Origin of the sequence: Pseudomonas sp. NFACC41-3, from assembly GCF_900109505.1 — a bacterium.
GTDB lineage: Bacteria > Pseudomonadota > Gammaproteobacteria > Pseudomonadales > Pseudomonadaceae > Aquipseudomonas > Aquipseudomonas chlororaphis.
In genome coordinates this window covers 640,753-667,007 of record NZ_FOAE01000004.1, presented here as the reverse complement: position 1 = coordinate 667,007, position 26,255 = coordinate 640,753, and the positions used below count along the sequence as shown (strand labels likewise).

At 64.2% G+C, this 26,255-nt stretch carries 19 protein-coding genes; 10 read left to right on the top strand and 9 right to left on the bottom strand.

All coding sequences use genetic code 11. The annotated features are described in order from the left end of the window. Positions 1-111 precede the first annotated feature (111 nt). Positions 112-2,142, top strand: coding sequence for a methyl-accepting chemotaxis protein (locus BMY68_RS21175; RefSeq protein ID WP_085529810.1), 2,031 nt, complete (start codon positions 112-114; stop codon positions 2,140-2,142). A gap of 1 nt (position 2,143) precedes the next feature. Here BMY68_RS21175 and BMY68_RS21170 read toward each other — a convergent pair whose 3' ends face one another. Both BMY68_RS21170 and cra read right to left on the bottom strand, forming a co-directional pair. After that, positions 2,144-2,932, bottom strand: a complete 789-nt coding sequence (locus BMY68_RS21170; RefSeq protein WP_085529811.1) for a TatD family hydrolase — start codon at positions 2,930-2,932, stop codon at positions 2,144-2,146. Between the two features lie 2 nt (positions 2,933-2,934). Beyond that, positions 2,935-3,930, bottom strand: coding sequence for a catabolite repressor/activator (cra, locus tag BMY68_RS21165; RefSeq protein WP_085529812.1), 996 nt, complete (start codon positions 3,928-3,930; stop codon positions 2,935-2,937). A gap of 296 nt (positions 3,931-4,226) precedes the next feature. Between cra and ptsP the strand changes: the two genes are divergently transcribed. The 5 genes from ptsP to BMY68_RS21140 all read left to right on the top strand — a co-directional run bounded on the left by ptsP (position 4,227) and on the right by BMY68_RS21140 (position 12,948). Beyond that, positions 4,227-7,088, top strand: coding sequence for a phosphoenolpyruvate--protein phosphotransferase (ptsP, locus tag BMY68_RS21160; RefSeq protein ID WP_085529813.1), 2,862 nt, complete (start codon positions 4,227-4,229; stop codon positions 7,086-7,088). Beyond that, entirely contained in the window at positions 7,088-8,029 is a 942-nt protein-coding gene (pfkB, locus tag BMY68_RS21155) for a 1-phosphofructokinase (RefSeq protein WP_053259616.1), read from the top strand. The genes ptsP and pfkB overlap by 1 nt, the downstream gene beginning before the upstream one ends. 11 nt (positions 8,030-8,040) lie before the next feature. Next, entirely contained in the window at positions 8,041-9,783 is a 1,743-nt protein-coding gene (locus BMY68_RS21150; RefSeq protein WP_085529814.1) for a PTS fructose-like transporter subunit IIB, read from the top strand. A gap of 1,025 nt (positions 9,784-10,808) precedes the next feature. Further along, positions 10,809-11,192 (top strand): DUF6124 family protein, encoded by a 384-nt coding sequence (locus BMY68_RS21145; RefSeq protein WP_085529815.1) that lies wholly within the window; start codon positions 10,809-10,811, stop codon positions 11,190-11,192. 214 nt (positions 11,193-11,406) lie between these two features. Then, positions 11,407-12,948 (top strand): alkaline phosphatase D family protein, encoded by a 1,542-nt coding sequence (locus BMY68_RS21140; protein WP_085529816.1) that lies wholly within the window; start codon positions 11,407-11,409, stop codon positions 12,946-12,948. Between the two features lie 123 nt (positions 12,949-13,071). On the opposite strand, the gene BMY68_RS21135 is transcribed toward BMY68_RS21140, so the two are convergent. Both BMY68_RS21135 and BMY68_RS21130 read right to left on the bottom strand, forming a co-directional pair. Then, on the bottom strand, positions 13,072-15,597 hold the full coding sequence (locus BMY68_RS21135; protein ID WP_085529817.1) for a PepSY domain-containing protein: 2,526 nt from the start codon (positions 15,595-15,597) through the stop codon (positions 13,072-13,074). A gap of 253 nt (positions 15,598-15,850) precedes the next feature. Next, the gene (locus BMY68_RS21130) at positions 15,851-18,124 is read right to left on the bottom strand and encodes a TonB-dependent receptor (RefSeq protein ID WP_085529818.1); all 2,274 of its coding nucleotides are present in this window, start codon (positions 18,122-18,124) and stop codon (positions 15,851-15,853) included. Positions 18,125-18,331: 207 nt separating this feature from the next. On the opposite strand from BMY68_RS21130, the gene BMY68_RS21125 reads away from it, so the two are divergent. The 4 genes from BMY68_RS21125 to BMY68_RS21110 all read left to right on the top strand — a co-directional run bounded on the left by BMY68_RS21125 (position 18,332) and on the right by BMY68_RS21110 (position 20,419). Further along, the gene (locus tag BMY68_RS21125) at positions 18,332-19,012 is read left to right on the top strand and encodes a Fe2+-dependent dioxygenase (RefSeq protein WP_085529819.1); all 681 of its coding nucleotides are present in this window, start codon (positions 18,332-18,334) and stop codon (positions 19,010-19,012) included. A gap of 3 nt (positions 19,013-19,015) precedes the next feature. Further along, entirely contained in the window at positions 19,016-19,801 is a 786-nt protein-coding gene (locus BMY68_RS21120; protein WP_085529820.1) for a tetratricopeptide repeat protein, read from the top strand. Positions 19,802-19,862: 61 nt separating this feature from the next. Continuing rightward, the gene (locus BMY68_RS21115; RefSeq protein WP_053259626.1) at positions 19,863-20,126 is read left to right on the top strand and encodes a CopG family ribbon-helix-helix protein; all 264 of its coding nucleotides are present in this window, start codon (positions 19,863-19,865) and stop codon (positions 20,124-20,126) included. Then, entirely contained in the window at positions 20,123-20,419 is a 297-nt protein-coding gene (locus BMY68_RS21110; protein ID WP_085529821.1) for a type II toxin-antitoxin system RelE/ParE family toxin, read from the top strand. Before BMY68_RS21115 ends, BMY68_RS21110 begins: the two co-directional genes overlap by 4 nt. A 45-nt stretch (positions 20,420-20,464) precedes the next feature. Here BMY68_RS21110 and BMY68_RS21105 read toward each other — a convergent pair whose 3' ends face one another. The 5 genes from BMY68_RS21105 to BMY68_RS21085 form a co-directional block, all read right to left on the bottom strand. Continuing rightward, positions 20,465-21,628: a type III PLP-dependent enzyme gene (locus BMY68_RS21105; protein WP_009042150.1), complete on the bottom strand. Its 1,164-nt coding sequence runs from the start codon at positions 21,626-21,628 to the stop codon at positions 20,465-20,467. A gap of 700 nt (positions 21,629-22,328) precedes the next feature. Continuing rightward, the gene (locus tag BMY68_RS21100) at positions 22,329-23,486 is read right to left on the bottom strand and encodes an osmoprotectant ABC transporter ATP-binding protein OsmV (protein ID WP_062823682.1); all 1,158 of its coding nucleotides are present in this window, start codon (positions 23,484-23,486) and stop codon (positions 22,329-22,331) included. Beyond that, entirely contained in the window at positions 23,483-24,136 is a 654-nt protein-coding gene (locus tag BMY68_RS21095; RefSeq protein WP_007923833.1) for an ABC transporter permease, read from the bottom strand. The genes BMY68_RS21100 and BMY68_RS21095 overlap by 4 nt, the downstream gene beginning before the upstream one ends. Positions 24,137-24,150: 14 nt before the next feature. Next, positions 24,151-25,044 (bottom strand): glycine betaine ABC transporter substrate-binding protein, encoded by an 894-nt coding sequence (locus tag BMY68_RS21090; RefSeq protein WP_085529822.1) that lies wholly within the window; start codon positions 25,042-25,044, stop codon positions 24,151-24,153. Between the two features lie 20 nt (positions 25,045-25,064). Then, positions 25,065-25,781 carry an ABC transporter permease gene (locus BMY68_RS21085; protein WP_009042154.1) on the bottom strand — a complete coding sequence of 239 codons (717 nt, stop codon included), beginning with the start codon at positions 25,779-25,781 and terminating at the stop codon, positions 25,065-25,067. Positions 25,782-26,255: the final 474 nt, after the last annotated feature.

Sequence of the window (26,255 nt, the reverse complement as noted above, 5' to 3'; positions counted from 1 at the left end):
GTTACAAACCCTTTTGCCGATTTGAGCTATACAGAAGCAGCGCCAAATAGTGGCTATCTGCCGTCTTCGCGTACCTGCCAATAAAAATAAAAGCAAAAAGGGAGACCTCTTGTGAAGAGCTTGCTCTATCCCGCCATTGCCCTGATGAACCGCCTGAGCTTCGGCATGAAGTTCAGCCTGATCAGCGTGCTGTTTTTCCTGCCAATGCTGGTCACCAACTTTTATCTGGTGCGCGATTCCTACCGTGAATTCCAGGCCACCCAGGTCGAGCTGCAAAGCCTGGACCTGTTGGGCAGCAGCCTGACCCTGCGCCGCGACCTGGAAACCCTGAACAACATGGTGCAGATCAACGCGACCCTGGGGCAGTCCGGCAAGGCTGGGGATATCGAGAGCAAGATAGGTACCCTGGAAAAGTCCGTGCTCGAACGCTTGCAGGGCCTGGCCGCAGTCACCGTGGACCCCGAGCAGATCGGCGTATTCGACGGCAAGCGCGATGAAATGATCGCCGCCTTCAAGGCGCAGCAGGCGGAAAGCTCGCTGCAAAGCAAAAGCGCGCTGATCGGCAAGCTCCTGGGCAGTGCGCAGATTTTCAGCCAGATCATCGCCAGCCAGTCCGGCCTGAGCCGCGACACCCAGAGCGATGTGCGGCAGTTGAGCGAACTGCTGACCAGCGTCACGCCGCAGGTCACGCAGGTCCTTGGCGAAGGGCGGGCGATGGGCGCGTATTCCCTGGGCCAGGGCTTTCTCAACTCATCCGCCAGCACCCGCTTTGATGAACTGCTGGTGCAGATCGAAAAGCTCCAGGCCGAATACGGCCTGAAACTGCAGGATGCGCTGGGCTCGAGCAAGGCCGCCCAGGGCGCGCTGGACGCCCAGGCCAGCGCCAGCAAGGGCAGCCTCAAGCAAGCCAGCGAGCTGTTCGAAGAGCAGGTGGTGATGGCTGACACCCTGGATGCACCCTGGCAGGGCTTTTATGACCAGGTCAGCGGGCTGATGGCGCAGACCTACCAGCTCAACGAGGCGACCCTGAAGTTCCTTGGCGAAGAGCTGCAGCAGCGGCTGGGGCAGAACCGCGCGCACATGGTGCTGCTGGTGGTGGCGCTGGCGGCGGTGTTCCTGCTGATCTTCTATCTCTACGGCGCGTTCTACGTCTCGACCCGTACCACCCTCAAACGCCTGGGCGCGATGATGGACAAGGTGGCGGCCGGCGACATGACCGTCACCTTCGATGCCCAGAGCCGCGATGAGCTGGGGGAACTGGGCACTGTGTTCAACGGCACCGTGGCGAAGATCCACGACCTGATCGAGCGGGTGGGCAAGACCGTCGGCGAAGTCGAGCACCAGGCCGGGCAGGTGGAAGCCGTGTCGGCCCAGAGCAACCAGGCGGTGGCCGGGCAGCGCAGCCAGATCGAGCAGGTGGCGACGGCGATGAACCAGATGTCCGCCACGTCCCAGGAAGTCGCGCGCAGCGCCGCGGCCGCGGTCAGCAGCGCCCACAGCGTCAACGACGAGACCATCAGCGGGCGCGGGCTGGTGGAATCCCAGCAAGGCAGCATTGCCCAGTTGGCCAGCGAGATCGACCAGTCGGTGCTGGTGATCAACCAGCTGGCCAGCGACAGCCAGGCCATCAGCCGGGTGCTGGAAGTCATCAAGAGCATCGCCGAGCAGACCAACCTGCTGGCCCTCAACGCCGCCATCGAAGCGGCCCGCGCTGGCGAGCAGGGCCGGGGCTTTGCGGTGGTGGCCGACGAAGTGCGGACCCTGGCCAAGCGCACCCAGCAATCGACCGAGGAAATCGAGCAGATGATCGTCAAGCTCCACGGCGGCGTGGGGGCGGCGGTCAAGGCCATGGGCATCAGCCACCAGATGGCCAATGGCACGGTCGGGCAGTCGGAAAAGGTCCAGCAGGCGCTGGAGAACATCCTCGGCGCGGTGGGCATGATCGTCGACCAGAACCAGCAGATCGCCGCGGCGGTGGAGCAGCAGACCGCGGTGGCCCACGACATCGATCAGAACATCGTCGAGATCAACCGCGCGGGCGAGCGCACCGCCGAAGGTGCGTACCAGACTGAAAACGCCAGCCGCCAGCTGTCCGCGCAGGTGGTGCAGTTGAAGCAGTTGATCAGCGCCTTCCGGGTCTGATTCAGGCGCTGTGGGGCCAGCCGAACAGCGCGCAAGCGTTGGCGGTACTGGCCGCCGCCAACTGTTCGGGGCTGATGGCCATGAGCTCGGCCAGGGCCGCGCAGATGTCGGGCAGGTGCTTTGGGCTATTGCGCTGGCCGGGGTACATGGCCGGCGCCATGTCCGGCGAGTCGGTTTCCAGCACCACCGCGTCCAGCGGTAAGTCGGCGATGACCTTGCGCAGGCGCAGGGCCTGCGGCCAGGTTGCGGCGCCCCCCAGGCCCAGTTTGAACCCCAGCTTGAGGTACTCGCGGGCTTCCTCGCGGCTGCCGGCGAAGGCGTGGATGATGCCGGCGCGCTTGAGCTTGAAGCGCTTGAGAGTGGCAATCACCGCGGCATGGCTGCGTCGTACGTGGAGCAGCGCCGGCAGCTGGAAGTCCGCGGCCAGTTGCAGTTGCGCTTCGAACAGTTGCTGCTGGCGCTGGCGATCCAGCTGCTCGAGAAAATAATCCAGGCCGAACTCACCCACCGCGCACAGCTGCGGATGGCCCGCCAGGCGGCTCAGCCAGTCGCCCAGCTCAACCAGGTCGGCCGGTTGGTGCTCGTCGAGATAGATCGGGTGCAGGCCGAAGGCGGCGTGCAGGTCGGCATCGCTCTGCACCAGCTCCCAGAGCCGCTGCCAATTGCGCTGATAAACCCCCAGCACCACCATCCGCCGCACGCCGAGGGCGCGGCTGGCCGCCAGCAGCGCCTGACGATCCGCGTCGAAATCCGGAAAATCCAGATGGGTGTGGCTGTCGATCAGTTCCACGTTCAAGCCTCGTGAATGCGCTGCTTGAAGGTCCGGGCGATGGCGTTCACGCCGGGTTGGTAATGGGCTTCTTCAATGGCGGCCAGCGCCAGTTGCAGGGCCTTGTCGGCGATCAACTGGTGCTGCTGGGCCATGGCATTCACCGGCAGCGGCAAAAAGTCCAGCAACTGGGTATCGCCGAAGGTGCCCAGGCGCAGCGGCCGCGATTTGAGTGGGAAGTCGTGCAGCGCGTCGAACACCCCTTGCAGCAACACATAGGAGGTGGTCACCAGGGCATCCGGCAGATGGCCCAGGCGCTCCAGCAGCGCTACCATCAACTGGCGCCCGCAGTCACGGCTGAAGGCTTCGCCCTGTTCGATCAGCACCTGGCCGTCGAAACCTTCCAGCGCCTGTTTGAAGCCGGCGGTGCGTTCGCGGCTGATGCCCAGCTCGGGGCGGGCGCCGATCAGGGCGATCTGCCGCGGCTGGGGCTGCAGCAGGCTGCGGGTCAATTGCAGGCTGGCTTGCTGGTCGTCGCTGATCACCGAGCAGAAAAACTCCGGTTCCATCACCCGGTCGATGGCGATGATCGGCAGGCCCTGGGCCTGCAACAGACGATAGGTGTCATCCTCCGGCGGCAGGCAACTGGCGACGAACAGCGCATCGCAGCGGCGCGCGCGGAACAGTTGCAGCAACTGCCGCTCGCTGTCCGGGGCATCGTCGGAGCTGGCGATCAGCAGCTGGTAGCCACGGGCGCGGGCGCCTTGCTCGAGCAACTTGGCAATACGCGCGTAACTGGGGTTTTCCAGGTCCGGCAGGATGAAACCCAGGGTCCGGGTCCGCCGACTGCGTAGCCCGGCGGCTTGAGGGTTGGGCGTGAAGCCATGTTCCTCGACCACCGCCCGGACCCGTTCGACGGTCGCGTTGCTGATGCGTTGCTGTTCGGCCTTGCCGTTGATGACGTAGCTGGCGGTGGTGACGGACACACCGGCCAGTCTGGCGATATCGCTGAGTTTCAACCCGGGTTTTCCTTGTTTTCTGGAGCTTGCCCCGACATTTTCGCCAATCCTAACCGATATGGGCAGGCGACCAATGTCGGAACGTGCAACCGACAGGTAGGACTTCAAGGATGATTGATTATCGAGTAACGTGCCCGTCATTGTAGATTAAACGTTTCAGCACGCGTATTTTCTAGGAATATGAGCAAACGGAAACAGGGCCTTGCCAAGCCGACGGTCCCGTTTGTGGCATTAACGCCGCCTGGCTGATTCACTCAAAACAATACCTAGCGCCCCAGCGCTAAATAGGAGAAAGCATGCTCGAGCTCACTATTGAGCAGATATCCATGGGCCAGTCGGCTGTGGATAAGTCCGCCGCACTGCACCTGCTCGCCGACAAACTGGTGGCCGACGGCCTGGTCGCCGAAGGTTACCTGGCGGGCCTGCAGGCCCGCGAAGCCCAGGGCTCGACCTTTCTCGGTCAAGGTATTGCCATTCCCCACGGCACTCCGGAAACCCGCGACCAGGTGTTCGCCACTGGCGTGCGCCTGCTGCAATTTCCCGAGGGCGTGGACTGGGGCGATGGCCAGATCGTCTACCTGGCGATCGGCATCGCCGCCAAATCCGACGAACACCTGCGCCTGCTGCAACTCTTGACCCGCGCCCTCGGCGAAACCGATCTGGGCCAGGCCCTGCGTCGCGCCAGCTCGCCCGAAGCCCTGCTGAAACTGCTGCAAGGCGCGCCGCAGGAGCTGGCGCTGGATGCGCAGATGATCGGCCTGGGCGTGGCCGCCGAAGATTTCGAAGAACTGGTATGGCGCGGCGCCCGTCTGTTGCGCCAGGCCGACTGCGTCAGCAACGGTTTTGCCGCCGTGCTGCAACAGGTCGAGGCGCTGCCCCTGGGCGATGGCCTGTGGTGGCTGCACAGCGAGCAGACCGTCAAGCGCCCGGGCCTGGCCTTCGTCACCCCGGACAAACCGATTCGTTACCTCGGCCAACCCCTGGCCGGGCTGTTCTGCCTGGCCAGCCTGGGCGAGGCCCACCAGGCCCTGCTCGAGCGTCTGTGCGCGCTGCTGATCGAAGGCCGTGGCCATGAACTGGGCCGGGCCACCAGCAGCCGTGCGGTGCTTGAAGTGCTGGGCGGCGAATTGCCGGCCGACTGGCCGAGCGCGCGCATCGTGCTGGCCAACGCCCACGGCTTGCATGCGCGCCCGGCGAAGATCCTGGCGCAGTTGGCGAAAAGCTTCGAGGGCGAGATCCGCGTGCGCATCCTCGACACACCGGGCTCCGCCGTCTCGGTGAAGAGCCTGAGCAAGCTGCTGAGCCTCGGCGCCCGCCGTGGCCAGACCCTGGAGCTGATCGCCGAACCGAACATCGCCGCCGACGCCCTGCCAGCCTTGCTGGCGGCCATCGCCGAAGGGTTGGGGGAAGAAGTCGAGCCAGTGGCGCAAGCCAGCGCGCCCCAGGACGTGCCGGAAGAAATCGAGGTGCCCATCAGCGCGCCGGCTTCCGGCAGCCTGGTCCAGGCCATCCCGGCGGCGCCCGGCATCGCCATCGGCCCGGCGCATATCCAGGTGATCCAGCCGTTCGATTATCCGTTGCGCGGCGAATCCACCGCCAGCGAGCGCGAACGCCTGCAACAGGCCCTGGCCGAGGTGCGCCAGGATATCGACGGCCTGATCCAGCGCAGCAAGGCCAAGGCGATTCGCGAGATTTTCGTGACCCACCAGGAAATGCTCGACGACCCGGAACTGACCGACGAAGTCGACACCCGCCTCAAGCAGGGCGAAAGCGCCGCAGCGGCCTGGATGACGGTGATCGAAGCCGCCGCCCGGCAACAGGAAGCCTTGCACGATGCGCTGCTGGCCGAACGCGCCGCTGACCTGCGGGACATTGGCCGCCGGGTGCTGGCCCAGTTGTGCGGCGTGCAGACCCCGGTCGAGCCGGATGAAGCCTACATCCTAGTGATGGATGAGGTCGGTCCGTCGGACGTGGCGCGCCTCGATCCGGCGCGGGTGGCCGGCATTCTTACCGCCCGTGGCGGCGCCACCGCCCACAGCGCGATCGTCGCCCGCGCCCTGGGGATTCCGGCGCTGGTCGGCGCCGGGGCTGGCGTGCTGCTGCTCAAACCGGGCACGCCGCTGCTGCTCGATGGCCAGCGCGGTCGCCTGCATGTGGACGCCGATGCCAGCACCCTGCAACGGGCCACCGAAGAGCGTGATACCCGCGAGCAACGGCTCAAGGCCGCCGCCGAACAGCGCCATCAACTGGCGCACACCACCGACGGCCATCACGTCGAGGTCTTCGCCAATATCGGTGAAAGCGCCGGGGTGACCAGCGCCGTGGACAACGGCGCCGAAGGCATTGGCCTGCTGCGCACCGAACTGATTTTCATGGCCCACCCGCAAGCGCCGGACGAAGCCACCCAGGAAGCCGAATACCGCCGCGTGCTCGATGGCCTGGCCGGGCGGCCGCTGGTGGTGCGCACCCTGGATGTCGGCGGCGACAAACCGCTGCCGTACTGGCCGATCGCCAAGGAAGAAAACCCCTTCCTCGGCGTGCGCGGCATCCGCCTGACCCTGCAACGCCCGCAGATCATGGAAGCCCAGCTGCGCGCGCTACTGCGCTCGGCGGACAACCGCCCGCTGCGGATCATGTTCCCCATGGTCGGCAGCGTCGACGAATGGCGCGCCGCCCGCGACATGACCGAGCGCTTGCGCCTGGAGATCCCGGTGGCCGACCTGCAACTGGGGATCATGATCGAAGTGCCGTCCGCCGCCTTGCTGGCGCCGGTGCTGGCCAAGGAAGTGGACTTCTTCAGCGTCGGCACCAACGACCTGACCCAATACACCCTGGCCATCGACCGTGGCCACCCGACCTTGTCGGCCCAGGCCGACGGCCTGCACCCGGCGGTGCTGCAACTGATCGACATCACCGTGCGCGCGGCCCATGCCCACGGCAAGTGGGTCGGTGTGTGCGGCGAGCTGGCGGCCGATCCGCTGGCGGTGCCGGTGCTGGTCGGCCTGGGTGTGGACGAACTGAGCGTCTCCGGACGCAGCATCGCCGAGGTCAAGGCACGCATTCGCGAACTCAGCCTGACCCAGGCGCAAACCCTTGCTGAACAGGCCCTGGCCGTCGGCAGCGCGAACGATGTGCGCGCCCTTGTGGAGGCCATGTAATGGCAAAGATTCTTACCCTGACCCTGAACCCGGCGCTGGACCTCACCGTCCAGCTAACGCGCCTGGAACCGGGGCAGGTCAACCGCAGCGAAGCCATGCACACTCACGCCGCTGGCAAGGGCGTGAACGTGGCCCAGGTGCTGGCCGACCTTGGCCATCAGCTGACCGTCAGCGGCTTTCTGGGTGCAGACAATCCCCAGGCGTTCGAGGCGTTGTTCGCCCGGCGCGGTTTTGTCGACGCCTTTATTCGCGTGCCCGGGGAAACCCGCAGCAACATCAAGCTGGCCGAACAGGATGGGCGCATCACCGATCTCAATGGCCCCGGCCCGGAGGTCGACGCGGCGGCGCAACAGGCGCTGCTCGAACGCCTGGAACAGATCGCCCCGGGGCATGACGCGGTGGTGGTGGCCGGCAGCCTGCCGCGCGGCGTCAGCCCGCAATGGCTGCACGCCTTGCTGACCCGTCTCAAGGCACTGGGGCTGAAAGTGGCGCTGGACACCAGCGGCGAAGCCCTGCGCGCCGGCCTGGCCGCCGGACCCTGGCTGGTCAAGCCGAACACCGAGGAACTGGCCGAGGCCCTGGGCAGCCCGCTGCTGTCGCTGGCGACCCAGGCCGCAGCCGCCAGGCGCCTGCACGCCCAGGGCGTCGAGCATGTGGTGATTTCCCATGGCGCCGAAGGCGTGAACTGGTTCAGTGCCGCGCCGGCCCTGCAGGCGTTACCGCCGAAGGTCAGCGTGGCCAGCACCGTCGGCGCTGGCGACTCGTTGCTGGCCGGCATGCTCCACGGCCTGCTCAGCGCCCACGCTTTTGAACAGACCCTGCGCACCGCCACGGCCATCGCCGCCATGGCCGTGACCCAGATCGGTTTCGGCATCACCGATGCCGCGCAGTTGGCACAGCTTGAACAGGGGGTGCGCGTTCATCCCCTCATAGAACAATAAGAGGGTTGGTCATGAAGTTAGCCATTGTTACCGCCTGCCCGAACGGCATGGTCACCAGTGTGCTGTGCGCCCGGTTGCTGGACGCCGCGGCCCAGCGCCAGGGCTGGAGCACCAGCGTCGAAGTGCATGACGAGGCGCACCCGGAACGGCAGTTGTCGGCCGCCACCCTCGAAGCGGCCGAGTGGGTGCTGGTGGTCAGCACCGGGCCTTTGGACATGTCGCGTTTCGTTGGCAAGCGGGTGTTCCAGAGCTCGCCCTCCGTGGCCCTGCAGGACGTCGACGGCGTGCTGCGCCGTGGCGCCGAGGAGGCCCAGGTGTATGTCGCGGCCGAAGCCGTGGCCGAGCCGGCGCCGGCCAGCAAGAACGCCCCCCGGCTGGTGGCGGTCACCGCCTGCCCGACCGGCGTGGCCCACACCTTTATGGCGGCCGAGGCCTTGCAGCAGACCGCCAAGCGCCTGGGTTACGAGCTGCAAGTGGAAACCCAGGGCTCGGTGGGCGCGCGCAACCCGTTGAGCGCCGAGGCCATCGCCGCGGCGGACGTGGTGCTGCTGGCCGCGGACATCGAAGTGCCCACCGAGCGCTTCGCCGGCAAGAAGATCTACCGCTGCGGCACTGGCATCGCCCTCAAGCAATCGGAGGCGACCCTGAACAAGGCCCTGGCCGAAGGCCAGGTGGAATCGGCCGCGGCGGGCGCTGGCGCGGCGCCGGCCAAGCAAGAGAAAACCGGGGTCTACAAGCACCTGCTGACCGGTGTGTCGTTCATGCTGCCGATGGTGGTGGCGGGGGGCTTGATGATCGCCTTGTCCTTCGTCTTCGGCATTACCGCGTTCAAGGAGGAGGGGACCCTGGCCGCGGCGCTGATGCAGATCGGCGGCGACACCGCGTTCAAGCTGATGGTGCCGCTGCTGGCCGGTTACATCGCCTATTCCATCGCCGACCGCCCGGGCCTGGCGCCGGGGATGATCGGCGGCATGCTCGCCAGCACCCTGGGCGCGGGCTTTATCGGCGGGATCATTGCCGGTTTCATCGCCGGCTATGCGGCCAAGGCCATCAGTAAATACGCGCGCTTGCCCCAGAGCCTGGAGGCCTTGAAGCCGATCCTGATCATCCCGTTGCTGGCCAGCCTGTTCACCGGCCTGGTGATGATCTACGTGGTCGGCAAGCCGGTGGCGGGGATGCTCGCCGGCCTGACCCACTTCCTCGACAGCATGGGTACCACCAACGCGATCCTGCTGGGGGTGTTGCTCGGCGGCATGATGTGCGTCGACCTGGGCGGGCCGATCAACAAGGCGGCCTATGCCTTCTCCGTGGGGCTGCTGGCGTCGCAGAGTTATGCACCGATGGCGGCGACCATGGCCGCCGGCATGGTGCCGCCAATTGGCCTGGGCATCGCCACCTTTATCGCCCGGCGCAAGTTTGCCCAGAGCGAGCGGGAAGCCGGCAAGGCGGCGCTGGTGCTGGGGCTGTGCTTTATCTCCGAAGGGGCGATTCCGTTCGCCGCCAAGGACCCGTTGCGGGTGATCCCGGCGAGCATCGCCGGCGGCGCGCTGACCGGGGCGCTGTCGATGTATTTCGGCTGCAAACTGATGGCGCCCCATGGTGGGTTGTTTGTGATGCTGATTCCGAATGCGATCAATCATGCGTTGTTGTATTTGCTGGCGATTGTCGCGGGGAGTTTGTTGACGGCGGTGGTGTATGCGCTGGTGAAGCGGCCGGAGGCGACTGAGCTGGCGTTGGAGCCGGTCAAGGCCTGATGGCTGTTCTGCGTTGACTTCGATGGCGCCCGGGTGGCGCCATTGTTGTTTCTGGTGTTCGCTGACTCTGTAGGAGCGAGGCTTGCCCGCGATGGCGCCCGCTCCGGCGCTGCATTTTTTGGACGGGGTACATATCCGTTTCTGCGGTAACGGCTGCTGGCGGTTTTGCCCTTACGGCGAGTCACTTTTTTTCAAACGCCAAAAAAAGTAACCAAAAAACGCTTGCCCCTGCGTACGGCCTTCGCTGCGCTCAGGTTCCCTCGCTCCGGCGTCCATCAGGGGGCATCGACTCCGGTCGGCTTCGCTTCGACCTCCATACGATGTCCTCGACTGCGTCGAGGGGCGCTGCGCGCCATCCCCCTGATGAACACCTCCACTCGGCCTTCCGATGGGGCGGGTGGATCAAGAGCAGAATCAAAAGCCAAAGCCAAAGCCAAAGCCAAAGCCAAAGCCGGAGCAAAAGCGATGTTGCGGTTTGATGGTGGCCGGGTGGCCGACGTTAAACCCTGTAGCCGCTGCCGAGCCTGCGAGGCTGCGATCGACTGCGCAGCAGGCGCAGGATCTTGAGCCCGCTGGAGGACCTTCGGTCCTATCGCAGCCTGCGGCAGCGGCTACAGGGATCGCGGTTATATCGGAGCCTTTTGTAGGAGCAAGCTTGCTCGCGATCAGGCCCCGCGGCTGACAGGTTTGTCGTGTAAGACGCTGTCTGAAAGTGAGGCGCTTCGCTTTCCTTTGTAAGGCTTTTCCGAGAAACTCCGGGCCGCTTGCGTCTGGTAACGGCGTTATCTAGCCTCGGGTTCGTCACTGACTTTTCGGTGATCGGGTCTAGCAGCCCGGGTCAAGACGCAAGTCGCACCATCAGCACTGCATTTTCCATTTGCAGTGTTCTGTTATGGCGGCTGTGCGTGGGAGCGCCTTCGGGCGCGCCGGTTTCCTTGACCCGGTCTGCTAGCCCGCGTACAGCCGCCACCTTTCTATGCCGTCTAGCAGCGGTGGGTGGTGGCTTCATGTCGAGGAGCCACACCATGAAAAAACTCGTCCCCGATCCACCCGTTTCCCTGCCGTTCTCACGCCGCAATCCAGACCACGACCAGGCCAATGAGCAGGTCCGTCAGGCGTTGGCCAACCATCCGGTGGAAGGTTCGTTGCTCGCTGCCTTGAAACCCACCGCGGCGGGGCCTGCGGGTAACGATTCGCTCTTCACCGTCCGTCCCGGCATCAGCGCCGAAGAGGCGTTGCTTCACGTGTCCATGCTGCTTAAATCCGCCGAGGAGGTTTCCGACGAAATCACCGAACACGCCAGCGGTATCGAGCGTGGCCTGATCTGGTCGCTGGTGCATTCCGTGGAAATGGCACGCGGAGTGGTGGACGCCTTGCTCGATGGCAGCCGCCCGCCAACGCAGCCCTGAACCCTGAACCCTGAACCTTGTAGCCGCTGCCGAGCCCGCGAGGCTGCGATCGACTGCGCAGCAGGCGCAAAATATTGAAATCGCTGGAGGACCTTCGGTCCTATCGCAGCCTGCGGCAGCGGCTACAGGGCGTGCTGTCTTTGGGGCAGTGTCATACGGAGTTCATCGCCGCTGACTAAAGTTGCCTTTTCACTTTGGGTCGGAGGGATCCACGATGGGCGATTTCACTCTCGGTCGGCGGCGTTTGATTCAGGTGGCGGGGGCGGGGTTGTTGCTGCCGGGGTTGGCGCCGGCGGTGATCGCTTCGCCCAAGGACCGGCCGAAGATGGTCGATGGCGTGCAGTCTGGGGACTTGCTGGGCGACCGGGCGATGGTCTGGAGCCGTACCGACCGGCCGGCGCGGATGGTGGTGGAGTGGGATACCCGCAGCCGGTTCAGCAATCCGCGGCGCTTCGTCTCGCCGCTGGTTGATGCCCGCACCGACTTCACCGCGCGGGTCGAGTTGGGCGGGCTGCCCACCGATCAGGCGATTTTTTATCGGGTGTATTTCGAGGACGCGCAGACCGGCGTGCGCAGCAAGCCCTGGTTCGGCCATTTGCGCAGCGTGCCGCAGACTCGCCGCGATATCCGTTTTGTCTGGAGCGGCGACACCGTCGGCCAGGGTTTTGGCATCAACCCGGACATTGGCGGCATGCGTATCTACGAGGCCATGCGCCGGCGTTTGCCGGACTTTTTTATCCACAGCGGCGACACCATTTACGCCGACGGCCCGGTGCCGGCGCAGTTGACCACCGAGAACGGCCGGGTGTGGCGCAATATCACCACCGAGGCCAAGAGCAAGGTCGCCGAAACCCTCGACGAATACCGCGGCAACTACCGCTATAACCTGCTGGACGAGAACGTGCGGCGCTTCAACGCCGAGGTGCCGCAGATCTGGCAGTGGGACGACCATGAGGTGGTCAACAACTGGTCGCCGAGCAAGGTGCTGGATGAGCGCTACACCAACAAAGATATCCACACCCTGGTGGGCCGCGCGCGGCAGGCCTGGCTGGAATACGCGCCGATGCGCTTGCAGAGCGCCGACCAGGGCGGGCGCATCTATCGCAAACTGAGCTACGGGCCGCTGCTGGATGTGTTCGTGCTGGACATGCGCAGCTATCGCGGTGGCAACGACGACAACCTTGGCGCGGCCAAGCCGTTTCTTGGCCGTGAGCAGCTGGACTGGCTCAAGCAGGGGCTCAAGCACTCCAAGGCGCAGTGGAAGGTGGTGGCGGCCGACATGCCCATCGGCCTTGGCGTGCCGGACGGCGAGGTCAGCCCCGGCGTGCCGCGCTGGGAGGCGATCGCCAACGGCGACCCGGGCCCGGCCCAGGGCCGCGAGCTGGAGATCGCCGAGTTGCTGGCGTTCCTGCGCAAGCACAAGGTGCGCAACCATGTGTGGCTGACGGCGGATGTGCATTACTGCGCGGCGCACCATTACCACCCGGACCGCGCGGCGTTCCAAGACTTCGAACCGTTCTGGGAATTCGTCGCCGGGCCTTTGAATGCCGGCAGTTTCGGGCCCAACGCGCTGGACCAGACCTTCGGCCCGGAGGTGGTGTTCCAGAAGGCGCCGCCGGCGCAGAACACCTCGCCGTTCGCCGGGTTCCAGTTCTTCGGCGAGGTGCAGATCGAAGGGCAGAGCGGGGAGTTGAAGGTGATCCTGCGGGACCTGGATGGGGTGGCGGTGTTCGAGCGCAAGTTGCAGCCGGTTTAGCCACGTGCCCGCTTCTGTAGGAGCGGCCGGTCGACCTCGATTGCTCGCGATGGCGGTATCAAGGCCGCTACCGGCCTTCGGCTTATCGCGAGCAAGCTTCGCTCCTACAGAAGCATCAGTGGGTCAGTAGACGTCGCGGCGATAGCGGCCTTGCTCGATCAGCCGTTCGACCACCTCAGCCCCCAGCACTTCGTTGAGCACCTGATCCACGCCCGAGGCCATGCCTTGCAGGCTGCCGCAGATGTAGATCGAGGCGCCGTCGGCCAGCCATTGCTTGAGGCGTTCGGCCTGTTGGCGCAGGCGATCCTGGACGTAGATTTTCTCGGCCTGGTCGCGGGAGAAGGCCAGGTCCAGGCGGCGCAGGTCGCCGGCGGTCAGCCATTCCTGCAGTTCGTCCTTGCAGTAGAAGTCATGCTCGGCGTTGCGCTCGCCGAAGATCAGCCAGTTGTCTTGCTGGCCGTCGGCGATGCGCGCCTTGAGCAGGCTGCGCAAGCCGGCCAGGCCCGTGCCGTTGCCCAGCAGGATCAGCGGGCAAGGCTCGGCCGGCAGATGGAAGCCGCTGTTGCGCCGCACCCGCAGGCTGATGGCCGAACCCACCGGCGCATGCTCGGTGAGCCAGCCGGAGCCGATGCCCAGGCTGCCGTCGGGGTGACGTTCCTGGCGCACCAGCAACTCCAGCTGGCCATCGCTGGCAATCGAGGCAATGGAGTATTCGCGCATGGCCAGCGGCACCAGGGCATCCACCAGCGCCTGGGCATGCAGGCCCACCAGATGGGCACGGTTTTCCGGGAGCTGGCGGCTGGCCAGGGCCTGGGTCAGGGTTTCCGTCAGGCCGTCGAGCTGCACCGTGGCGCTGCCGTCCAGGCCGAGGCCGTCGAGGAAGAACTCGATGGCCCACGCGCAATTGCGCGGCAGCACTTCTACCAGGTCGCCGGCCAGCCAGCTGTTTGGCTGCGGTGGGGTGAGGCTCAGCAGGTAGACGCCCGAACCGCTGCTGTCCGGGTTCAACAGCTCGCGTTGGTTCAGGGTCCAGTTGTCGTAGGCGGGCGCTTGCCACAGGTCTACCGGCGCCTGGCCGATCAACTGGCCCAGTTGCTGCTGCCAGTGGCGCAGGGCGTAGCTGTCGCCGCTGTCGACTTCCACCGGGGCGAACAGGGTGTTGCCGCCATGTTCTGCCAGCCAGCCATGCAGGCGCTTGGCAAAACCGCAGAAGTGCGGGTATTGCCGGTCGCCCAGGCCCAGTACGGCGTACTTGAGGTTGTCCAGGGACAAGGCGCGGCCCAACACTTTGCGCTCGAAGCCCCGGGCGCTGTCCGGCGCTTCGCCGTCGCCGAAGGTGCTGACCACGAACAATGCGTTCTGGGTATTGAGCAGGTCCTGCTCGCTGACGCTGGCCAGCGGCTGGACCTTGGTCGGTACGCCGGCGGCCTGCAGTTGCCCGGCGGTCTGCCAGGCCAGTTGTTCGGCGAAACCGCTCTGGCTGGCGAAGCCGATCAGCCAGGCCGAGGCATCGCCGGTGTCGGCGCTCAGGCCCTGGCGCGCGTCCTTGATCTGGCGTTTCTTGCGCCGGCGATCCAGGTACAGCAGCCAGCCGGTGATAAAGAACAGCGGCATGGTCAGCGAAGCAATGGTCACCAGGATGCGCCCGACAATGCCGAAGTAGCTGCCCACGTGCAGGGCATAGAGGCTGGTCAGCAGCTGGGCTTTGAGGCTCTTGTCGCTGTAGCGGTCGTGGCGGCTGACCACGCCGCTGTTGGGGTCGATAGTGATCTGGTTCAACGCCCGGTCATGGGGCGAGTTCTTCAGCAGGTAGAACACGGTCGCCGGCTGGCCGGCCACCGCTGGCATGCGGATGTTGTAGGAACTCAGGTCCTTGCCGGCGGTGCTGTAGATACCCAGCCACATGGCGTTGTAGTCGGCGGTCGGCGCCGGGCCCTTGGGCGGCGCGCCCCGGTTCTTCATGCGCTGGCTTTGTGGCGAGTCGGCCAGCAGTTTGTTCAGGCCCTTGTTGTACCACTCGTAGGACCAGGACAAGCCAGTCAGCGCCGCCAATAGATAGAACAGCAGGCACCAGGTCCCGGCCACGGCGTGCAGGTCCCAGTTGAAGCCGCGGCCTTTTTTCGCCCAGTCTAGGGTCAGCCAGGCGCGCCAGCTCGCCACCTGGCGCGGCCAGCGCAGGTAGAGGCCGGACAGGCAGAAGAAAATCAGGATCAGGGTGCAGGCACCGGTGATCTGCCGGCCGCTGTCGCCCATGGCCAGGAAACGGTGCAGTTGCAGCATCAGGCCGAAGAAGTCCTGGCCCAGGGCGCTGCCCATGAATTCGCCGGTATAGGGGTTGAAATAGCGCATCTCGCCACGGCGCTGGCCCGGTGGCGGGGTGAACCACACGCGGGCGGCGTTGTCGCTGTCGGCTTCCACCGTGAGCATCGACACGGTCTTGCCCGAGGCGGCCTGGATCTTTTCCACCAGCTCGGCGGGCGGCAGGACCCCGGCCGGCTGCTTTTCCACCTGCAGTGTGGAGGGGTTGAGGGCACGCAGGATTTCATCCTGGAACGACACCGTCGCTCCGGTAATGCCCATCAAGGCCAGGACCAGGCCGGCGCTGATGCCGAAAAACCAGTGCAACTGGAACAGGGTTTTCTTCAACACGTCGACCGCCTCGCTGGTTCTTAAGTCTGTGCCACGGCGCGCATTATGCCGTGAGTTGTCGAGAAACATTCTTTCTTACGCACAAAAGCCCCACTCACCGAAGTGGATGGGGCTTGTAGCCGCTGCCGAAGGCTGCGATAGGACCGCAGGTCCTCCAGCGATTTCACGATCTTGCGCCCCCTGCGGGGTCGATCGCAGCCTTCGGCAGCGGCTACATGACGCCCGGATGCGCCAGGCGTCGCGTTCCACCTCGTCAGAAGTGGAAGTTGGTGGTGAACAAGGCGGTACGGCCGGCTGCCTGGTTGGCAAAGTGCGCCGAGTAGGCTTTGTCGTAGTAGGTCTTGTCGGTCAGGTTCTGCACGTTCAGCTGCAGGTCGACGTTCTTGCTCAGCTTGTAGCTGGCCATGGCGTCGTAGCGGGTGTAGGACGGCACATACACGGTGTTGCCGGCATCGCCATACACCTCGTCGACATAGAACGCACCGCCGCCGACGGTCAGCTTCGGCAGCACTTCATAAGTGGTCCACAGGCTGAAGCTGTTTTTCGGCGTGTTCGGCATTTCATTGCCTTTGTTCGAACCAGCGCTGACGACCCCGTTACGCCCGTTGAGGCCGGCGTCCACCAGCTCGCTTTTCAGGTAGCTGTAGCCGGCGAAGACTTGCCACTTGTCGGTGATCTTGCCGCTGGCCGACAGCTCCAGGCCGTCGACGCGGGACTCACCGGCGTTCTGGTAGGTCAGGGCGTCCACCAGGATGCGGGTGTTTTTCTTCTCGGTACGGAACACCGCGGCGGTCAGGGACAGGCGGTCGTTGAACACGTCCCACTTGGTGCCCAGCTCGTAGTTGACGGTTTCTTCCGGTTGCAGATCGCTGACGCTGGCGCCGGCGGACAGCGGGTTGCCGTCCGCGCCCTCGCCGACCAGGCCGCCCGCTGGCGAGGCCGAGGTGGCGTAGGAGGCGTAGACGCTGCCGTTGTCCGTCGGTTTCCACACCAGGCCGGCCTGCCAGTTCCAGAACTGGCTGTCGTCCTTGATCTTGGTGCGTCCGGTGGCGGCGTTGGTATTGGCCTCGGTGTCGAAGGTGTCGTAGCGCAGGCCGACGTTGAGCAGCCATTGCGGATCGAGTTCGATGGTGTCGAATACATAGGCCGCGCGGCTGGTGGCTTTGGTGTTGGTGCCGTTGTAGTTGCGGCTGATGGCGCCGGTCCAGGCGTCGTCCGGGTTCGGGTTGCTCAGCGAGGTACAGCTGGGGATGCTGCCCGGATTACAGACTTTCGCGGTGTTGCCGGCGATGTTGTAGCTGCTGACGCGTGTCTCTTCGCCAGTGAACTCCAGGCCCGTGGAGTAGGTGTGCTTGAAGCCCAGGGCCTGGAATTCGCCGAACAGGTCGGTCTGGTTGGTGGTGGTTTCGGTGGTGGACACCCGCGAGTTGGCGCGACGCCACACGGTGCCGTACTTGTTGACGTTGAACTTGCTGTCGTCCGGCTGGGTGAGGATGTAGTCCTGGCCGGTGTTGCCATGACGCAGGGTGTTTTTCAGCGTCATGTTGTCGTTCAGGTCGTGCTCGATGGAGACGGTGCTGATATCCGCGCGGGTCTTGCGGAAGTCCCGATCCTTCAAGCCATAGAAGTTGTCGCTGTCGCCGCCGTCGGTGGGTTTGTCGTGCTTGTGGGCGGTGGCGCTGGCCGAGCTGTAGCCGTAGGGAATGCCCGAATCCGGCAGGTCGTCGCTTTCCATGTGGTAGTAGCTGAAGTTGACCCGGGTCGGGGTGCCCAGGCCGAAGGTCAGGGACGGTGCCACGCCCCAGCGGTCGTAGTTGACGGCGTCGCGACCGGCCACGTTCTGCTCGTGGCTCATCAGGTTCAGGCGGAAGGCGGCGCTGTCGAGGAACTGGCGGTTGACGTCCAGCACATAACGGCGGGTCTGGTCGGAACCGTAGGTGAAGCCGCCGTTGAGGAAGTCTTGCTGCTTGGGCGTCTTACTCACCAGGTTGAGGCTGCCGCCGGCCGAGCCGCGACCGCCGAAGGAGGAGTTGGGCCCCTTGCTGACTTCGATCGATTCGATGTCGAAGATCTCGCGGCTCTGGCCGCCGGTATCGCGCACGCCGTCGAGGTAGGTGTCGCCCTGGGCATCGAAGCCACGGATGAACGGACGGTCGCCTTGCGGGTTGCCGCCTTCGCCGGCGCCGAAAGTAATGCCCGGCACGGTGCGCAGCGCATCCTGCAGCGAGGTGGCGGCGGTGTCCTTGAGCACTTGTTGAGGCACCACGGTGACCGAGCGCGGGGTGTTGACCAGCGGTGCGGTGTACTTCTGCGACGAGGCTTTTTCGACCTGGTAGGACGTCTGGTCCTGGGCTTCGCCGGTGATGCTGGTGGCGTCCAGGGAAATGGCATTGCCGGCGGCTTTCTTCTCGGTGTTTTCCGCGGCAAAAGCCATATGGGCTGCTGAGCCGGCGGTGATTGCCACGCCAATCGCAGACGCCAGCAGGCGTGGTGAACCGAGCGGTAATTGTGGTGGTTGGCGCGACATGGTGATTCCCCTCCCCAAGGATTTGAGGCGGCGGAATATAAGGCGAACAAGTCTATGTATCAATTGCGAAATATTGCTATTCGCGTGGAATTTACATTCTTTACAATTTCGCTTTACGGTTTTTACGCTTTCATTCGTCTACGCATTTTACATTTGCAATAAGAATCAATATCATTTGCACCCCCCTTTGCTTACAGGTATTGCCTCATGCTCCTGCATATTCCCGGCCTGTTCTCCCGTGAAGAAGTGCTGCGTATCCGTGAGGCCCTGGAGCAGGCGGACTGGGCCGACGGCAAGATCACCGCCGGTTACCAGTCGGCCAAGGCCAAGCACAACCTGCAGCTGCCCGAAGGTCACCCGCTGGCCCAGGAGATTGGCGCGGCGATGCTCGAGCGCCTGTGGCAGCACCCGCGCTTCATGTCGGCGGCGCTGCCGCACAAGGTTTTCCCGCCGCTGCTCAACTGCTACACCGCCGGTGGCAGTTTCGACTTTCATATCGACAACGCCGTGCGCCAGCCCAAGGGCAGCGTCGAGCGGGTGCGGACCGACCTGTCGTCGACCCTGTTTTTCAGCGACCCGGAGGACTACGACGGCGGCGAGCTGGAAATCCAGGACACCTTCGGCACCCAGCGGGTGAAGCTGCCGGCCGGCGACATGGTGCTGTACCCGGGCACCAGCCTGCACAAGGTCAACGCGGTCACCCGCGGCACCCGTTATGCGTCGTTCTTCTGGACCCAGAGCCTGGTGCGCGAAGATAGCCAGCGCGCCCTGCTGTTCGAGATGGACGAGGCGATCCAGCAACTGACCCGCGACATGCCGGAGCATCCGTCGCTGGTCCGCCTGACCGGCACCTACCACAACCTGTTGCGTCGCTGGGTCGAGGTGTAAGCCGTGAGTTTCCAGTTACGCCGCGAGGAAGTCCTCGACGGCGAGCAACTGCGCGCCATGCTCGAACAGAGCCCGGCCCGGGCCGCCCAGGCGATTCTGCTGGCAGCTGGGGAGGGCGTGCCGGATGCCCAGGCGCTGCTCGGGCAGATCCTGCTCGATGGCCTGGGCATCGAGCGCGACCAGGCGCTGGCGCTGCGCTGGTTCGCGATCGCCGCCAAGGGCGGGCAGCTGATGGCGCGCAACATGCTGGGGCGTTGCCACGAGCATGGATGGGGCTGCGAGGCCGATGCCCGGGCCGCCGCCGGGCATTATCGCCAGGCCGCCGAAGCCGGGCTGGACTGGGCGCTGTACAACTACGCCAACCTGCTGGCCACCGGTCGCGGGGTCGCTGAAAACCAGGCCCTGGCCTTGAGCTGCTACCAGCGGGCGGCGGCGATGGGCCACGCCAAATCCATGAACCTGTTGGGCCGTTATCTGGAGGAGGGGCGTCACTGCCCCAGGGATGTCGCGGCGGCCTGCGACTGGTATCGCCGTTCCGCCGAGGGTGGGGATTTTCGTGGGCAGTTCAGCCATGCCGCGGTGCTCGCCGATGCCGGGCGTATCGACGAGGCGCTGGCTTGGCTGACCAAGGCCCTGGAAGGCGGCAACCTGAATTTCCTGCGGGTCGCCCGCAGCGCCTTGTTGCAGGCGGCCCATCCGCAGATCCGCGGCTTGGCCCTGGCCTATCACCAGCGTGCGGCAGAGCTGGGTGACGAGCGGGACTTGGCGCTGCTTGCCGCTCAGGTGTAAATCACTATGATTGAAAGTTAATCACTCTTCATCATTTTGATACGGCGGAGATAGAACCATCATGACCGCAACTAAAGTGCTGACCGCACATGTGCCGTTGGAGTTGGCCGACAAGGTCGATCAGATGGCCTCCCGGCTGGAGCGCTCGCGCGGCTGGATCGTCAAGCAGGCTCTGGTGGCGTGGGTCGATCAGGAAGAGGAGCGCAGTCGCCTGACCCATGAGGCTTTGGCCGATGTGGATGTTGGGCGGGTCATCGATCACCAGGCGGTCCAGGCATGGGCTGAAAGCCTGATGAGTGACAAGCCTTTGCCGGTGCCCAAGTGAGGGAATTGAAATGGACGAGCAAGGCTCTGTCGGACCTGGCCCGACTGTTTGAGTTTCTTGCTCCGGTGAACCGTTCGGTGGCAGCTCGAACGGTGCAATCGCTCACGCAGGCCCCGGATACCCTGCTGACCAATCCGCGTATCGGCGAACAGTTGGAGGAGTTTCAGCCTCGCGATGTTCGGCGTTTATTGGTCAGGCCTTACGAGATGCGTTACGAGATCCAGGATGCGACGCTCTACATCCTGCGGGTGTGGCATGTACGAGAAGACCGAGCCGCTCGATGCCCTGAATGAAAAAGCCCATGACGCGTCATGGGCTTTTTCGTTACGGCGTGGCGCTTACAGGTAGAAGGATTTCAGTGGCGGGAACCCGTTGAATTCTACAGCGCTGTAGCTGGTGGTGTAGGCACCGGTGGACAGCCAGTACAGGCGGTCGCCGATGGCCAGGTTCAGCGGCAGGCCGTACTTGTAGTTCTCGTACATGATGTCGGCGCTGTCGCAGGTCGGACCGGCGATCACCACTTCTTCCGTCTCGCCTTTCTTCTCGGTCCAGATCGGGAACTTGATGGCTTCGTCCATGGTTTCGATCAGGCCGGAGAACTTGCCCACGTCGGTGTAGATCCAGCGTTCCACGGCGGTACGGGATTTACGCGCCACCAGCACCACTTCGCTGACCAGGATGCCGGCGTTGGCGATCAGCGAGCGGCCTGGCTCGAGGATGATTTCCGGCAGCTCGTCGCCGAAGTCTTCCTTGAGGAAACGGATGATTTCCTCGGCATAGGTTTCCAGGCTGTTGGTACGGGTGATGTAGTTGGCCGGGAAGCCGCCACCCATGTTGATCAGCTTGAGGTGGATGCCGTCTTCTTCCTTCAGGCGTTCGAAGATCACCTTGACCTTGGCGATCGCCGCGTCCCAGACGCTGATATCGCGCTGTTGCGAACCCACGTGGAACGACACGCCGTAAGGCACCAGGCCCAGGTCGCGAGCCAGGATCAGCAGGTCCATGGCCATGTCGGTCTGGCAGCCGAACTTGCGCGACAGCGGCCAGTCAGCGGTGGTCGAGCCTTCGGTGAGGATGCGCACATAGACTTTCGAGCCCGGCGCGGCCTTGGCGATGTTGCGCAGGTCGGCTTCGGAGTCGGTGGCATACAGACGCACGCCCTTCTCGTAGAAGTAGCGGATGTCCTTGGATTTCTTGATGGTGTTGCCGTAGCTGATCTGGTCCGGGCTGACACCGCGGCCCAGCACCTTGTCCAGCTCGTAGATCGAGGCGATGTCGAAGTTCGAACCTTTTTCCCGCAGCAGGTCGATGATTTCGACGGCCGGGTTGGCCTTTACCGCGTAGTAGACCTTGGCGAACTCGAAACCGGCACGCAGGTCATCGTAGGCCTGGGCGATCATCTGGGTGTCGATGACCACGAACGGGGTTTCTTGCTTGTCGGCGAATGCCTTCATTTTCTGAAAGGTTTCGCGCGCGAAATAGTCTTCGACCTGAATCGACATACCTGGGAGCTCCTAATGGCAAACGGGTAAAAACAATGGGTGCAAATGAACGTCCTCCGTATCCCCACTTTGGTTCGCCTACTTCCCAAGGCATTGCCGCCGAAAGCAAAAAGGCCACCCAGATCGTTTGAGAGCTACTGCGTGCTGTGCGCCTTTGGCGCTACGCGAGCAATACTGCGTTGGGAAGAGGCTCGGAATGCTCATTTACAACCAGTAAATTCCGCTTCCTCGCCTCTTCCCGCCTTGTCTTGCCTGCGCTCGCTACGCTCTCAAACGATCTGCAAAAGGTTTCCCTATGGCCTTGCTGTCTCGTCGTCAGTACTTGAGCCGGATGGATCGTTTCCAGCATGGACGTTCGGCGCGAACTTTAGGGCGTGAGGGGCCTGAGATCAACAAAAAATGTCGCGTTTTTGCACGCGTTCGTCGCGTGGCCCGAGCCAGTCATTTATGTAACCGACCCAGATGACAGGCTGATGTTCCCCAGGGTGGGGAATCCGTGGCGTGAGGGGCCCAGTGCGGGCTGGTGTCGCGAGGCACTGTAGCCGCTGCCGAGGCACGAGGCTGCGATCGACTGCGAAGCAGGCGCAGACCCGGCACCTCGGTATATCAGGGCACCGAGGGCAGGGGGCACGGCCGCTTCGCGGCCGATCGCAGCCTCATTCTTCGGCAGCGGCTACAAGATCGGGCCGATGCGGGCAGGTCAGGCCAGTGCAGTCTCGGCCGGCGAGACGATGTTGGTTTTCATCCCCCGCGAGCGCCCGGAGCTGAGGTAGGCGGCAATCGATTCCTGGGTCACTTCGCCGAGGAACACCCGCTCGGCATCCAGCACCGGCAGCCACGAACGGTTGAACTCGTACATCCGCGACAGCAGGATGCGCAGGTGTTCGTCGTAGGCCGCAGTGGCGTTGAACTCGCGCAGGTACTGGGCGCAGGTGCCGGCCTGGCGGTGCAGGTCGCGGCGGCGCACATACCCCAGGGCCTTGTTGTCGGCGCAGGTCACCACCAGGTAGCGGCGGTCGTGTTCGTCCATCAGTTCCAGGGCGTCGGCCACCGGCGTTTCCGGGCTCACCGACGGCGCGTTGTCGGCGGCGTCCTCGGCCTTCACCAGCAGCAGGCGCTTGAGAGTGCTGTCCTGGCCGACGAAGTTGCTGACGAACTCGTCCGCCGGATGGGCCAGCAGGGTGTCCGGGTGGTCGATCTGCAGCAGCTTGCCGGCGCGGAAGATGGCGATCTTGTCGCCGAGCTTTATCGCTTCGTCGATGTCATGGCTGACCATGATCACGGTCTTGTTCAGCGCCCGCTGCATTTCGAAGAACTCGTTCTGGATCATCTCGCGGTTGATCGGGTCGACCGCGCCGAAAGGTTCGTCCATCAGCAGCAACGGCGCATCGGCCGCCAGCGCGCGGATCACGCCGATCCGCTGTTGCTGGCCGCCGGACAGTTCCCGTGGGTAGCGATGCAGATATTGCTTGGGCTCGAGCTTGATCATGCTCATCAGCTCGCGGGCGCGGTCATGGCATTTCTGCTTGTCCCAACCCAGCAGCTTGGGCACCACCACAATGTTTTCCTCGATGGTCATGTTGGGGAACAGGCCGATCTGCTGGATCACGTAGCCGATGTTGCGGCGCAGGGTCACTTCGTCCAGATCGGTGGTGTCTTCGCCATTGATCAGGATCTTGCCTGAGGTCGGTTTGATCAGGCGGTTGATCATTTTCAGCGTGGTGCTTTTGCCGCAACCCGATGGCCCGAGGAACACGCAGATTTCGCCTTCATTGACGGTCAGGCTTACGGAGTCAACGGCGGTGATGGTCTTGCCGTTGCTTTGGAAGGTCTTGGTCAGGTTTTGAAGTTCGATCATTTGAGCAGTCCTTTTGGAGTCAGCGAACGTTGCAGCCATTGCAGAAGCAGGTCGGCGAAGATGGCCAGGAGGCTGACCAGCACCGCGCCGACGATCAGCATCGACATGTCGCTGCGGCTGATGGAAGCAAGAATGAGCACACCCAGGCCGCCGGCACCGATGGTGGCGGCGATGGTCATGACACCGATGTTCATCACCACCGCGGTACGCACGCCGGCGAGGATCACCGGCACGGCGATCGGCAACTCGACCATGCGCAGGCGCTGGCCGAAGGTCATGCCGATGCCGCGGGCCGCTTCGCGAATCCCCGGCTCGACGCCGGTCAGTGCCAGGTAGGTGTTACGCATGATCGGCAGCAGGGAGTAGAGAAACACCGCGGTGATCGCCGGCAGCGGCCCCAGGCCCTGACCGAATTTGGAGTAGAACGGCAGCAGCAGGCCGAACAGGGCGATCGACGGAATGGTCAGCAGCACGGTGGCGCTGGCTTGCAGCGGCCCGGCCAGGCTCGGGAAGCGGGTCATCAGGATGCCCAGGGGCACGCCGAAGAGGATCGCCAGGGTCACGGCGATGCCCACCAGGGTGATGTGCTGCCAGGTCAGCTGGATGACTTGCTGCCAGTCGAGATGGGAAAAGGCGTTGAGAAATTCCATGGCTCTTTCCTCCCTCAATTCAGTGGATGCTGGCGCAGGAAATCTGCGGCAACGGCGGATGGGCTTTCATGGTCGACGTCGACCCGGGCGTTGAGCTGGCGCATGGTTTCGTCGTCGAACAGTTCGGCCAGCGGCTTGAGGTCGGCGGCCAGTTGCGGGTGGGCGTCGAGGTAGGCCTGGCGCACCACGGGGGCCGCGGTGTAGTCCGGGAAGTAATGCAGGTCGTCGTTGAGCAATTTCAGGTTGAAGGCGTTGAGCCGGCCGTCGGTGGTGTAGACCAGGCCGGCGAACACCTGGCCGTTGCGCAGGGCGGTGTAGACCAGCCCAGCGTCCATCTGCCGGATGTTCTTGCGGGTCAGGTCCATGCCGTACAGCTTGACCATGCCTTGCAGGCCGTCGGAGCGGTTGGCGAACTCGGTGTCCAGGGCGATCAGATGGTGGTCCTGGCGTTCGGCGTCGAGGACGTGTTTCAGGTCGCTGACGCTGTTGATCTGCGGGTATGCGTCCGCGACGTTTTTCGGCAAGGCCAGGGCGTAGGTATTGCTGAACTTCGACGGGGTCAGCCAGACCAGGCCTTTTTTCCCGTCGAGTTCCTTGACCCGCTCATAGGACTGTTGGCTGTCGAGTTTTTCCGTCACGTGGTTGTAGGCCACCAGGGACACCCCGGTGTATTCCCAGAGCATGTCCAGTTGCCCGCTTTCGTGGGCGCTGCGCGCCAGGTTGCTGCCCAGGCCGCCGGTGACCCGGGTGTCGTAGCCCTTGCTGCGCAGGTACTGCGAGGTGATTTCCGCCAGCAGCGTCTGCTCGGTGAAGACCCGGGCGCCGATGCGGATCACCGGCTTTTGCGCGGCCTGGGCAATTCCCGCGCACAGCAGGACGCAGCCTATGATCAAAGCTATTTTTTTCATGTGAATTCCTTCGCGCAGGCTTAAGACGGGCGCAGGCCGCGTTCCAGCCAGAGGCGGCTGGCCAGTGTCACCAGGCCGTCGAGCAGCAGCGCCAGCAAGGCGGTGCAGGCCGCGCCGAGCAGCAGTTGCGGCTGATTGTTCAGGGCGATGCCGGGGAAGATCAGGCTGCCAAGGCTGTTGGCACCGATCAGGAAGGCCAGCGGCGCGGTACCGACGTTGATCGCCAGGGCCACGCGCACGCCACCGATGATGATCGGCACGGCGTTGGGCAGCTCGACTTTCCACAGCACCTGGCGCGGCGTCATGCCGATGCCGACGGCGGCTTCCTTGAGGGAACCCTGGACGTTTTTCAGGCCTTCGTAGGTGTTGCGCACGATGGGCAGCAAGGAGGCGAGGAACAAGGCGAAGATGGCCGGCCCGCTGCCGATGCCGAGGATCCCCAGAGCGATGGCCAGGACGGCCAGGGGAGGGACGGTGTTACCGATGTTGAACACCTGCATGAAACGCTCGGCACGCCCGACCATCTGCGGTCGGCTGAGGAAGATGCCGGCGGGTATCCCCACCACGAGGGCGGCGAACATTGAAGCGAGTACCAGGTACAGATGGGCTTGCAGGTAAAACAACAGATCGTCGCGGTAGTGTTCGATCGTACTGATGCCGATCCAGTGGACCAGCAGGGCCAGGAGAGCGATGACCGCCGCGCCTCCTATCAGCCCTTTGCCATAGCGAATAGCCACAGGCGGACTCCTTTTTCATGTCGGCGAGCATTCTTTCGTGTGGCAAGGCCATACCTGGCTGCCAAAAGAACGGTCGCGAGAAGCAGCTCGTCGCTGCGCTGGAAACAGCGCGGGATCGAGCCATACGCATAGCCTCGTCAGGCTAACTTGCTGATTTTTCTACCCCTGACGAAAGCTTGTAACAGGGGAGTGGACGCCTCCACCTTTTAAAAGGTTCCATATTTGGCAGCGTTTGGCCACCCTCAATCCCATAACTCCGATATCTCTGATACCTGGCATCTGTAGCCGCTGCCGAGCGCAGCGAGGCTGCGATCGAGCGCGCAGCGCTCGCAAACACGGAGTACGGGATGGGACTGAAACACCGCGTTTCCTGGTTTTGCGACTGCTGCGCAGTCGATCGCAGCCTCGCGCAGCTCGGCAGCGGCTACAGGCTGGAATTCCAGCGGCCCCGGGCCGAACGGTGGTCCGTGGAGC